At 42.7% G+C, this 12,675-nt stretch carries 10 protein-coding genes and 1 tRNA gene; 3 read left to right on the top strand and 8 right to left on the bottom strand.

The window, feature by feature from the left end:
• Nucleotides 1-124: 124 nt before the first annotated feature.
• The 8 genes from Q4486_RS10065 to queA all read right to left on the bottom strand — a co-directional run bounded on the left by Q4486_RS10065 (nucleotide 125) and on the right by queA (nucleotide 11,051).
• Nucleotides 125-874, bottom strand: coding sequence for a SapC family protein (locus tag Q4486_RS10065; RefSeq protein WP_303519301.1), 750 nt, complete (start codon nucleotides 872-874; stop codon nucleotides 125-127).
• Between the two features lie 238 nt (nucleotides 875-1,112).
• Nucleotides 1,113-2,528, bottom strand: coding sequence for a TolC family outer membrane protein (locus Q4486_RS10060; RefSeq protein WP_303519300.1), 1,416 nt, complete (start codon nucleotides 2,526-2,528; stop codon nucleotides 1,113-1,115).
• A 294-nt stretch (nucleotides 2,529-2,822) separates the two neighbouring features.
• Complete coding sequence (gene rnr / locus Q4486_RS10055; protein ID WP_303519298.1) at nucleotides 2,823-5,474, bottom strand: ribonuclease R; 2,652 nt, start codon at nucleotides 5,472-5,474, stop codon at nucleotides 2,823-2,825.
• Between the two features lie 137 nt (nucleotides 5,475-5,611).
• Nucleotides 5,612-6,532: a protein translocase subunit SecF gene (gene secF / locus Q4486_RS10050; RefSeq protein WP_303418749.1), complete on the bottom strand. Its 921-nt coding sequence runs from the start codon at nucleotides 6,530-6,532 to the stop codon at nucleotides 5,612-5,614.
• Nucleotides 6,533-6,542: 10 nt separating this feature from the next.
• The gene (gene secD / locus Q4486_RS10045) at nucleotides 6,543-8,396 is read right to left on the bottom strand and encodes a protein translocase subunit SecD (protein ID WP_303418752.1); all 1,854 of its coding nucleotides are present in this window, start codon (nucleotides 8,394-8,396) and stop codon (nucleotides 6,543-6,545) included.
• A 68-nt stretch (nucleotides 8,397-8,464) separates the two neighbouring features.
• Nucleotides 8,465-8,797 carry a preprotein translocase subunit YajC gene (gene yajC / locus Q4486_RS10040; RefSeq protein WP_067866595.1) on the bottom strand — a complete coding sequence of 111 codons (333 nt, stop codon included), beginning with the start codon at nucleotides 8,795-8,797 and terminating at the stop codon, nucleotides 8,465-8,467.
• A gap of 52 nt (nucleotides 8,798-8,849) precedes the next feature.
• On the bottom strand, nucleotides 8,850-9,989 hold the full coding sequence (gene tgt / locus Q4486_RS10035) for a tRNA guanosine(34) transglycosylase Tgt (RefSeq protein ID WP_303418756.1): 1,140 nt from the start codon (nucleotides 9,987-9,989) through the stop codon (nucleotides 8,850-8,852).
• Between the two features lie 9 nt (nucleotides 9,990-9,998).
• Complete coding sequence (gene queA, locus Q4486_RS10030) at nucleotides 9,999-11,051, bottom strand: tRNA preQ1(34) S-adenosylmethionine ribosyltransferase-isomerase QueA (protein ID WP_303519297.1); 1,053 nt, start codon at nucleotides 11,049-11,051, stop codon at nucleotides 9,999-10,001.
• Nucleotides 11,052-11,188: 137 nt separating this feature from the next.
• Between queA and Q4486_RS10025 the strand changes: the two genes are divergently transcribed.
• From Q4486_RS10025 to dcd, 3 genes are all read left to right on the top strand, one after another.
• Nucleotides 11,189-11,275 (top strand) — tRNA-Leu (locus Q4486_RS10025).
• 290 nt (nucleotides 11,276-11,565) lie between these two features.
• Nucleotides 11,566-12,126 (top strand): hypothetical protein, encoded by a 561-nt coding sequence (locus tag Q4486_RS10020; protein WP_303519296.1) that lies wholly within the window; start codon nucleotides 11,566-11,568, stop codon nucleotides 12,124-12,126.
• 5 nt (nucleotides 12,127-12,131) lie between these two features.
• Nucleotides 12,132-12,662 carry a dCTP deaminase gene (gene dcd / locus Q4486_RS10015; RefSeq protein WP_303519295.1) on the top strand — a complete coding sequence of 177 codons (531 nt, stop codon included), beginning with the start codon at nucleotides 12,132-12,134 and terminating at the stop codon, nucleotides 12,660-12,662.
• Nucleotides 12,663-12,675 lie beyond the last annotated feature (13 nt).

The following is a 12,675-nucleotide window of genomic DNA, read 5'->3' as shown; positions in this document are numbered from 1 at the left end:
CTAATTTAGCTCTGCCGGCGAGCCATAATAAATGACGAAAACCGGATCAGCGCTGCCACACATCCCCGGTTTCAAAAAGTCCTTCAAAAACAAAAGGGTAGAAAAACCACCCTTTTTTATTTTACTAATGTACTTCTTCTGCTTCTTCAGCTTTAGTTGTTGAAACTTTATCTAACATTTTAGAAAAATTTCTCATTGACTGTAGATGAAGATAAATTAGCTCTAACTCATCAGTCTTCGCTAAATCCGAGAATTTATCAGGTGAAAGCGCCTTCAGTTTATCTCTATTAATAGCCTGAAAACCGGTAACCGTTCGCTTCTCACCCGCAGGTGTCGTGAACTGAGCACCCATAGGCTCCAGCAGATCAAGCTCAACAAGTTTTTTAGCAAAACTTTTTGTGCGCTGATAATGCGCCTGGTACTCTTTTAGAAAGTCCAGCACAGAGTTCAAGTACTGAGTCTGCTCGCCTTCAGCATCAAACAAGCGTTCTCCACGGCCCTCTTCATTACACCCCTCAAACCCCTCATCAATACAAAGAGTTAAAGTTGCACCCTCGTCTGCACTTGAGAAAACAAAGGGGTAACGGCGAACAAAGGCTGGAATGTACTTAGCTGACCAACCACCTTCACTATCGACATATAAGTTTTCATCTTCTCGCACACCCATTAACACTACGGGCAGCAAATTGTCCCCTTCTCCTGCAAAAACAATACTGTACTCTTCAGCGGCATTCGGAAATTCCACCGCCATTAAAGGAACAGAGTTAACCCCTTGCGCAAAACCAAACTGATTTCCCGCTTTAACTGACCAGCCCGCATGACGCTGCTTATTAACAGGCTGAACATCTCCATAAATCAGTAACTGAGTCGACACAGTATTTATATCCTTCTTTGTTTGTTATTTTCCAAGCGTAAAGCCAATATATTAAAGATACAGCTTAACAACTGATTAACCATTGTACCGAGGTACTATAATTTTTTGCCTTTTTCGAACATACCACTTATTTAGTATGTATCGCCATATTTACAGCATATAACTCAATCCAATATGCTGCCTTGAATTTCATTCAACACCATCAAAAACAAAGCATTCAAACACTAAATATCAATTTTCACCTAGCGGCCTGATTTCTCGCTCTATAGGTACGACTATCCATAACATTAGCCGTTATCTCAAACGCCTGTTCATTACCAGATAACATATTATTAACTTGCTTAAGGTCAGCCAGTGTTAATAGGCCAACAGCCCTTTTTAGACGCAGTGTGTTAATTAGATAGTCATAGCGTGCACTAGAGAAATCCGTTCTCGCAAAGAACAGATCTCTCTCAGCATCAAGCACACTTAAACTAGAGGTTAAACCAGACTCGTATGCGGTTCGCTTAGCCTCAACACCTAACTCATACGCATCTACCGAATTCTGCAACGCTTCCACTTTTGCAATAGAGCCGACAACACCATCAAAGGCTGCGTAAGTTTCACGCTCGGTTGCTAACCACTCGATGCGTAATTCGTCTTGCGCTTTATTATGAAGTTCAACCGCCTCACGCACTTTTGATGAAACAGCACCTCCGGCATAAATAGGAACAGTCAACTTCAGCAATAAATCTTCGGTATCAATATCATTAGCCCCATCAAATACCGATCCTGTAGTAACTCGTTGATTAGTTGTATAGACAAGGTCTAGCGTAGGGTAATGCCCACCTTTTTGACGCCGAACCTCCTGCCAAGCAACTGCCGAGGCGTAACGCTTAGCAATAACTAATGGATTATGTTCACGGCTTTTCTCTACCCACTCTTCAGGGTAAGCCGGCGTTGGCTCCACCAAATTCATGTCCAACCCCAATCCGACCAGAGAAGTAGGCACTTGCCCAGTCATCTCCTTCAAGCCCTGCAAAGCATCTTTTAAGGCGTTACGAATTTCGACTTCTCGCGCTTTCGCTTGCATAAAACGAGCCTGCGCATCTAGCTCATCCGTTATACGCGCAAGACCATCTTCACGTTGCTGCTGAACAAGCTCATAATGTTTCTGGAGCGAAGTAACTTCTGATTTAACTGATCGATAATTATCATATTCGCGTAAAGCCGAAAAATAACCTTCCGAGACGCGCATAAAGAGATCCTGCTTCACATCCTCTAATTCGGAAGCAACTCTTTTTACATCTTCTTTTGCCTGTTTAAAGTAAGCCCAGTTACTAAAACTATATACAGACTGGGTCAGTGACAGCGTCATATTATCTGCCGTATAACTATCTGCTGTACGGTCAAACGCAGGGTTGTCTGATTGGTTAATGGTGACTGAGGTATCGGTCGTACTGTAATCAAACTTAATAGTAGGTAACAGCAGAGCTTTGGCTTGACTATAGATCTCTTTTGACGCTTCGTGCTCGTGGAATCCCGACTGGAACGTAGGGTCATGCTCTAAAGCCATCTCATAAACTTGCAATAAGTTTTCCGCTACGGCTACTCCGCTGACAGCATTTCCCAGCAGAAAGGCCCCCGCAATAACTCCTTTTACATCCTTACGCATAAGAAATACCTTTTATTTAGTTTCAGCGAAGCCACATCCGCCAAAAAAGCGAACCAAACGCCTCATTCACAGCAGATTAAGATTAAGCCTTAAGATCATTATTATTTTAGCGACTGAGCACAGGCGCACTCTTAGCATGAACTACAATTTAAAATAGTACAGTATAATGTCTAATTTATGACAAAAAAAATGGTTTTTATAGCATTATTAACCTGTAGACTCATCAGTTAGTCTATATTAACACCTCAGACCTATACAATAATTGCTCAAAAATTAATCTACAATACATATATATCATAAAGGCTGTTTATTTTTCACCTTTAACCCTTTTTGCTTACCTTTCAACTTAGGCTTTGCAGTCTCTTTTCTCTTTTTAGCTTTCTTACTCTGCCCTTTGCCACCAGCATTAAACGCCATTAATTCTTGCTCTGCTGGCGATAAAGCATTCTTAGCTGAAGGCTTACCTTTATTCGCAGTGATACGCCGCTTAGGCTTATTTTCATCGGTCGAGGTTGAGGCACTTTGTCTACGCGACTTTGCCAACGCTTCACGTTGTGAACCTTTTCGAGGGTGCGATTTATCATCACCACTTTTCATGGGACGGTTACCCCATTCTTGCCGATTACCTGGTAGTTTGGCTTTACTATTAGGTTCGCCAATTTTGCCTTCTGCCAACAACTCTCTCGTTGTCTTTTTCTTTTCTCTCTGCTGCTGAGCAAGCTCAAAATCGATCTTGCGTTCATCAAGATCAACACGAACTACTTTCACTCTCAAGCGGTCCCCCAGCTTAAAGGTTTTACGTGTTCGCTCACCCACTAAACGCTGTTTAGCTTGGTCAAACACATAATAATCACCCGGAAGGGCAGTAATATGCACAAGCCCTTCAACAAATAAATCATCTAACTCTACAAATACACCGAAACCCGTAACGGCGGCGATAACGCCTTCATACTCATCACCAACATGCTCCTGCATGTACTCACATTTCAACCATGCCACTACATCACGTGTCGCATCATCTGAACGACGCTCAGTCATAGAGCAGTGTTCACCTAACTCCAATAATTGCTCCATGCTATAAGAACAAACAAATTCAGGGTTAGGAGTAAAACCTTCAGGTCTTCGAATAGAGCTATCTTCTTTATTTGAATGAATAGCCGATCGAATCAAACGATGTACAAGCAGGTCAGGATAACGACGAATAGGCGAGGTAAAGTGTGTGTAAGCTGGATAAGCTAAACCGAAGTGTCCTTGATTATCTGGACTATAAACAGCTTGCCTCATTGAGCGCAGCATCATTGTTTGGATTAAATGTCGATCTGGCCGCTCTTCAATCCATTCTGCTAGCTCTTGGTAATGTTTAGGCTCTGGCTTATCTCCGCCTGCCAAATTAAGCCCTAACTCGCCTAAATATGCCCTAAGGTTCTCTAGTTTTTTCTCTTTAGGGCCTTCATGCACACGATATATAGCCGGGATATCCAATTTACTTAAGAAGCGTGCCGTAGCCACATTTGCGCATAACATACACTCTTCAATGAGCTTATGGGCATCATTACGATGAACAGGGATAATCTCCTCTATCTTACGGTTCTCACCAAAGATCATTCGAGTTTCAGTGGTCTCGAAATCAATCGCCCCTCGAATATCACGCGCTCTACGCAAAGCAAAATAAAGACTATAGAGATCTTCAAGATGTGGTACTACATTGGCGTACTCTGCTCGTAACTGCTTAGATTCACCATCATCGGGTTCCATAAGCATTTTGCCAACTTTCGTGTAGGTCAAACGCGCATGAGAACAGATAACCGCTTCATAAAATTTATAACCCGACAGAACACCTTTCTCACTTATGGTCATCTCACAAACCATAGCCAAACGGTCTACCGCAGGATTAAGCGAGCATAGACCGTTGGAAAGTAGTTCAGGTAACATAGGCACAACAAATTCAGGAAAATACGTTGAATTTGCTCGCTGGAATGCTTCCTTATCTAACTCTGTCCCTGGCTTCACATACCAAGAAACATCTGCGATTGCGACCCATAAACGCCAACCACCGGATGCTTTCTTCTCTGCATAAACCGCATCATCAAAATCTTTAGCGTCTTCACCATCAATGGTGACTAAAGGTAGGTCACGCAAATCAACTCTATTTAATTTTGCACTTTCTTCAACTTCAGCAGAGAGCTCACCAATTTCTTGGCGAACAAGATCTGTCCACTCATTTGGGATCTCATAATTATGAATGGCAACCGTAATCTCCATACCCGGAGCAAGATGATCACCTAACACCTCCACTACACGAGCTTTAGGGAGATCTCTTTTCCCCGGCTGACTGATCAGCTCAGCCACAACCAACTGTCCATCTTTATAAACAGCTGGATTTTCAGGATCAGGTACAATCATTATCTCTTGAGTAATACGCTGATTCTCTGGACGCAGATAACCAAATCCCTCTTGCCCACTGAAACGTCCAACTAATTTTCGAGTATTACGCGCTATAACCTCAATAATTTTGCCTTCGCGCCGCCCTTTGAAGTCCACATTGGTTTCTTGAACTAGGACCTGATCCCCATCGAAGACTTGACGCATCTGTCGAGGACTCAACTTCAGATCATCACTGCCATCTTCAGGTTTCACAAAGCCAAAGCCATCTCTATGACCAATCACGCGCCCTTTGATAAAAGACATTTTATCCATCAAGGCAAATTCATTGCGCCGATTGGTCATCAACTGTCCATCTCGACACATCGCCTTTAAACGAAAGAATACTGCGTCACGACTTTCCTCGTCCTTAACCCCCATCTCATCACACAACTGAGCGTGACCTACGGGCGCACCTCTCTCTTGCATAAACTGCAACATAAAATCCCGACTAGGTACGGGGTTACTATATTTTTCCGCTTCTAATGCGGCCTGGGGGTCATTCTTAGTCCAATCGTTACTCATAGAGTTCTCAAAGCAAATATAATCAAAAAGGCCTTAATCAGTGAAAGCATACCATGCCTTATAAAAAGCCAAAAACATGGATATAAGATAGCAGAAGAAATAAAAAAGCCGGCGTTTTTGCCGGCTTTTTGAAAGGATTAAGGACGATCATCAATCTCCTGCTCTTTCTCCTCCGGCGGCATGAGATCCTCTTTACATACATTCATAGCCATCAGCACATTGGCTGCGACATAAATAGATGAATAAGTACCCACAAATACACCAACCAGTAGAGCAACAGCAAACCCATGTATCATCTCACCACCAAACACAGCCAATGCAACAAGCACCAGCAAGGTGGTCAATGAGGTCACCACTGTACGTCCAAGCGTCTGACTCAACGATGCATTCATTATCTCAACTGCACTTTCCTTACGCATCTTGCGGAAGTTTTCACGAATGCGGTCAGAGACAACAATAGTATCGTTAAGCGAATAACCGATAACCGCTAGAATCGCAGCCAGTACGGTTAAGTCAAAATCAAGTTTAAACAGGGCAAAGAAACCCAGAACAATCAATACGTCATGCGCTAATGCAGCAACAGCACCGATAGAAAACTTAAGCTGGAAACGAAAAGCCACATAAACCATGATCATAAACAAGGCAAGCAACATGCCTAAACCACCTTGTTCACGCAGCTCTTCACCTACCTGAGCGCCAACAAATTCATTACGACGTAATGTTAGCGTTTGCGTTTCGCCATCTTGCAGTGCCGCAAGTACTTTATCGCCCAGTTTAGGATCATGATCCTGCCCCAAACGAATCAGTATATCGGTAGGTGAACCAAAGGTTTGTACAACCGCATCGTTGTAACCAACTACTTTTAACTGATCACGTATTTTGTTCAGATCCGCTGGCTGCTCATAACCAATTTCAACCAAACTACCGCCGGTAAAGTCCAAGCCAAACTTAAGACCATTTACGGCTAAAGCGCCAATAGACACAACCAGCATGGCAATGGAGAAAAACACGGCTACTTTACGCAGCCCCATGAAGTTATATATTTTATATGTAGACATCATCAGACCCTCAAATAGACAGCTTAGTGAGCTGACGATTGCCATAAGTAAGGTTAACCAAAGCACGGGTAACAAAAATGGCTGTAAACATAGAGGTTAAAATACCCACAGACAGAGTGATCGCAAAACCTTTAACTGGCCCTGTACCCATCGCAAATAAGATAACCGCAGCAAGTAGTGTGGTGATATTGGCATCCAAGATAGTCGTAAACGCTCGACCAAACCCAGAACTAATTGCAGATTGAGGTGGTAAACCGTTTGCGAGCTCCTCTTTGATACGTGCAAAAATCAACACGTTGGCATCCACCGCCATACCGACTGTAAGCACAATACCGGCAATACCTGGTAGCGTCAGTGTTGCCGATAACATCGACATAATGGCAATCAATAAGACCAAGTTAAACGCCAAAGCGATATTAGCCAGTAAACCAAACACTCGGTAGTAGATAAGCATAAAGATAAGCACAAGCGCTAAACCGATCTGCACCGACATCACACCCATTTCAATATTCTGCGCACCCAAACTAGGTCCGACTGTACGCTCCTCTACAAAGTAGATAGGCGCAGCAAGCGCACCCGCTCGAAGTAGTAACGCCAATTCAGAAGACTCACCAGCGCCATCAAGCCCCGTGATTCTGAACTGATTACCCAGTACAGATTGAATCGTCGCTAAAGAGATAATCCCTTTCTCTTGATAGCGAACAGTTTCAGCAACCTGCTCACCCTCAATACTTTTATAAACCGTACGCTCTTTATCCTCAACGAATAAAACAGCCATACGCCGTTGAACTGCGTTTTTAGTGGTACGAGCCATAAGCTCACCACCTTTAGAATCCAACGTAATATTAACTTGAGGCTGACCATTTTCATCAAATGACGACTGCGCATTAGCAACATTATCACCTTTAATGATGATATCTTTTTCAAGTGTTGCTTTACGGCCAAGGTCACTTCTAAACTCATACACTTCTGTACGCGCAGAACTTGCCCCGCCTTTCGCCTCTAGACGAAATTCCAACGTCGCTGTTTTACCAATAATTCGTTTCGCCGCTGCGGTATCTTGAATACCTGGAAGCTGAACAACAATACGGTTTCGGCCTTGACGCTGAACTAATGGTTCCGCTACGCCCAGCTCATTCACACGATTACGAAGTGTTGTTAAGTTCTGCTTAATCGCATAAGTTTCAATATCACGTACAGCTTGTTCTGTCAGATTAATGACCGTGTAAAAATCACCATCACGGTCTTCACCTGAAACAACAAATTCAGGATATTCCTTGCGCAATAAATCGATTGAGTTATCGCGATACTCAGCAGACGTAAATTTAACAGCTAATCCACCATCATCTAAGCTATCCATCTTGCGATAACGAAGCTTCTCTTCACGCAAACGGCCTTTAATCTCAGACGCATAATTCTCAAGCTTTTGAGCGACAGCTTTAGGTAAATCGACTTCAAGTAAAAAGTGCACACCGCCACGAAGATCCAAGCCCAACTTCATTGGGCCTGCGCCCATAGATGTTAGCCAATCGGGGGTTGTAGGTGCCAAATTCAAAGCGACAATATAATCATCACCAACTGTCTTGCTGATAATGTCCTTAGCCTTTAACTGATCATCACCCGTTGCAAAACGAATCAAACCAGCATTTTTGCTAAGTTCTGAAGATTTAAAAGCAACACCTTCACTTTCAAGCGAAGCTGTAACTTTATCTAATAAAACCTGATCAACTTGGAAAACATCTCTACTACCGGTCAACTGTACTGCATAGTCATCCGGGTATAGGTTAGGCGCTGCATATAAACCGCCAAAAACCAAAACAAATAGAATAAGAAGATTTTTCCAGAGGGGGTATCGATTGAGCATGGGTGCCCTTTCCCAATTAGAAACAGAAACACCGCGACCTATTTAGGTAGCGGTGCCTGTGAATTAGCTTAAATGCTCTTAAGAGTGCCTTTTGGCAGAGCCGCTGATACATGTGATTTCTGGAACGTTAATTCCGTGCCTTCACATACTTCAAGAACAACATAGTCATCATTCAAATTAACTACTTTGCCCAAGACGCCACCTGCAGTGATCACTTCGTCACCTTTGCTAATGCCGTTCAATAGCTCTTTATGCTCTTTTGCACGCTTAGCCTGTGGGCGCCACATAAAGAAGTAAAAAATAAGACCAAAGCCCACTAAAAACAAAATATTGAACATACCAGATTCCATTGGGGCACCGGCAGCACCTTCAGCAAAAGCTGGAGAGATAAAGAAGCTCATTCGTTACTCCTAAAAAGTAAAATATAAATATTATCGTTATAAACTATTAAATCTATATGGAGTCAAGCTGAGGAGTTTCAAGGCCTCGCTTGCTATAAAATTCATCCACAAAGTCGCTCAATTTACCTTGTTCAATGGCCTGACGCAATCCAGCCATAAGTACCTGATAATAATGCAGGTTGTGGATAGTATTGAGTTGAGCACCTAATATTTCTTTACACTTATCTAAATGGTGCAGATAAGCTCGACTAAAATTTTGGCAAGTATAGCAATCACAAGTAGGATCTAAGGGGCCTGTATCTGTTTTGTGAACTGAGTTTCTTATTTTAACTACGCCGGTATCAGTGAATAGAAAGCCATTACGCGCATTACGCGTAGGCATCACGCAATCAAACATATCGACACCGCGACGTACTGCTTCAACTATATCTTCAGGCTTGCCTACCCCCATCAAATAACGGGGCTTGTTAGCCGGCATTTTATGCGCAAGATGATCAAGTACTTTAACCATCTCGCCTTTAGGTTCACCTACAGAAAGACCACCAATAGCGTAACCATCAAAATCGATCTCTTCCAACCCCTTCAGGGACTCGTCACGTAAATTGGGATACATACCGCCTTGCACAATACCAAACAACGCGGAAGGGCTATCACCATGGGCATCTTTTGAACGTTTAGCCCAACGCATAGAGAGACGCATTGATTCTGCGGCTTCCAATTCAGTAGCAGGATAAGGCGTACATTCGTCAAATATCATAACAATATCGGAACCCAAATCACGCTGTACCTGCATGGATTCTTCCGGCCCCATAAAAACTTTTGAGCCATTGACAGGAGACTGAAAAGTAACACCCTCTTCAGTAATTTTTCGCATTTTACCTAAACTAAAGACCTGAAAACCGCCAGAGTCAGTCAAAATTGGCCCTTTCCACTGCATAAAGTCATGCAGATCGCCATGCTGTTTAATAATCTCGGTTCCAGGACGAAGCATAAGATGGAAAGTATTACCTAGAATGATCTGGGCACCTGTTGCCTCAATATCCCTCGGTGCCATACCTTTTACCGTGCCATAAGTACCCACTGGCATAAATGCAGGAGTTTCAATAGTTCCGCGGGGAAACTGTAAACGGGCGCGTCGCGCTTTTCCATCTTCAGCAATCTTTTCAAACTGCATAAAACATTGTCTAGTCATCATTACCTCTTAACTTTGCAGTTCTGATTGCGAATCTGATTGTCGTGTTAAATACATAGCGTCCCCATAACTAAAGAAACGGTAGCGCTGCTCAACCGCCTCTTGGTAAGCCTTTTTAATATGTTCATAACCAGAGAAAGCACTCACTAACATCAATAAGGTCGATTCAGAAAGATGGAAGTTAGTGATCATTGCATCAACTGATTTGAACTCGTACCCCGGAAAGATAAAAATATCACTGTCTCCAAAGAAAGGTTCAATCTCACCTTTTTGGCTAGCACTTTCTAAACTACGTACACTGGTTGTACCCACTGCGATAACACGCCCACCATTGGCCCTTGTTTCTCGCACTAATTCACAAACCTCTGCACTCACTTCAATATATTCAGAGTGCATAACATGCTCATCAATGTTATCTACTTTGACCGGCTGAAAAGTTCCCGCACCAACGTGCAACGTCACGAAAGCCTGCTTAACACCTTTAGCCTCCAAATCAGCCAATAGCTGATCATCAAAATGCAAACCGGCGGTAGGTGCAGCAACCGCTCCGGGCTTCCGGTTATAAACCGTTTGGTAACGCTCCCTATCTGATAGTTGATCTTCCCGTTTCATATAGGGAGGCAAAGGCATATGTCCATGCTTTTCCAACAGATCAATGATGTTGCCATCAACCAAAAACCGAAGTTCAAACAGGTTTTCATGTCGAGCAACCATCTCGGCTTCAATACCACCATCAAGCATCAAATGAGAGCCGGGCTTAGGCGAACGGCTAGATCGAATATGAGTAAGTGCACGCTTACTATCTAAAACCCGTTCAACAAGCACCTCAACACGTCCACCTGAAGCTTTCTGGCCAAATAAGCGCGCGGGGATAACACGAGTATCATTAAAGACCATCAGATCCCCAGGTTGTATAAATTGCAGCACGTCTCGAAACTCACCGTGCTTCAGCTCGCCACTATCACCATTTAAAGATAATAACCGGCTAGCACTGCGTTCCTTTAGCGGAAAGCTTGCAATAAGCTCTTCAGGAAGCTCAAAATAAAAATCTTTTACCTGCATGCGGAGAATTCTTCACATTAGAGTTGAAAATGTAGTCAGAGGGCGCGGATTGTAACGGAAAGAAGACTTTTTTTCAGTTTTTCATCAGTATTGATTGACGAAAGCGCTCAGATTTCTATAATACGCCTCTCTTTTGTGCCAGCGTGATGAAATTGGTAGACATGAGGGATTCAAAATCCCTTGTCCGCAAGGACGTGCCGGTTCGAGTCCGGCCGCTGGTACCATCTCTTCAACCTTTTGAAGAGCAAGAGAAAAAGCCCATCCTATAAGGGCCCTAGAAGAAAGCGGAACCAAAAGGTGACCGCTTTTTTTATGTCTGCAATTCGCTTCCGGTCTATATCTAGTAAATTCCCTGTGCGAATTCCGTACTCAATAAAACTCAATGACTATCATTACTATCTAATACAACACCTAAAACCCAAACTTCGCTCCGGTAAAACAACAGAAAAACTTAGACTCTTATTTTTTTACCTCTTAGAATGCCCTTTCACCGGCGATCAGGAAGACATAACAAATGATTTTAGCAAGGAATTTAAAAAACCGGGGTGTTGAAATTGAACCGCTAGACCTCGATCCTAAAGAACAAGTTTCTGTAGATTTAACCGTCGGAGATCACTATCAAGTTAGCGGTGAAAAAGAATGGCGGAGCCTAGAAAGCGAAATAGTTATAAGCCCAGGGAGCAGTCTCCTCATACGAACAAAAGAAACTTTTAACATGCCTAATAATGTATTTGGCCTTTTGTCTAGTAAAGGAAGCTTAGCCGCTAAGGGGATTATCGTTGCAAACACTAAGATTGATCCTCTGTTTGAAGGTCATTTAAACATTCCTGTTTTTAATGTAAGCAGTAAGAAATTGAGAATGAAGAAAGATTCAAAATACTGCTCTATAGCATTTTGGCCTACAGAGCACCCTGTGACAGGGATAAAAACCATTCATGCTATTAAAATGCAGACGAAAGACAGTAACGCGATTGCCGACTTTTTTTCCAATAATATTCCACACTTCATCACAGGAATACTGTCAGTAGTGGGGGCGGTCATCGCTGCAATTATTACTAGCGGCGGAGGGGTATAAAAACTATGGTTATTACTCGTAATCGCTTAACTCAGCTGGTCCAAGAAAACGCCATAAAAAACAAGAGTCAAAAAGTAAAAATTGATACTACATCAATATGTTTACACTTGGATAATCAATTCACCTATTACGAGCCGTATGATGGTGAGCCTTTTGTTCCCCCGAAAACAATGCCGACCACGACAAGATCAATTAGTTTAGACGATCATATCATCTTACCTCCGGGAGGAAAGGTGTTAGCCTGCTCGCAAGAAGAGGTTCAAATGCCTCATGATTTAATGGGTTTTGTTCAAACCAAAGGATCTATTGCAAGAGGTTTTTTATTTGCTCATATATGTGATGGACAAATCGACCCGGGCTATACAGGGAAAATAACCCTTGAACTACTAAACACCAGCGACTTTTATTATAAACTTATCCCGGGAATGGCAATTGCGTCTCTTTTCTTTCTCCAAGCCGATGAAGAAATTAACGATTATGATGGAAGGTATCAGAATTCAATGTCTCCAACTGCAATGGTAGATCATTCAAGTTAAATTAATGTCCACC

Source organism: Neptuniibacter sp. 2_MG-2023 (assembly GCF_030547495.1).
Lineage (GTDB): Bacteria > Pseudomonadota > Gammaproteobacteria > Pseudomonadales > Balneatricaceae > Neptuniibacter.
This window is presented reverse-complemented; position numbering and strand designations above follow the sequence as displayed.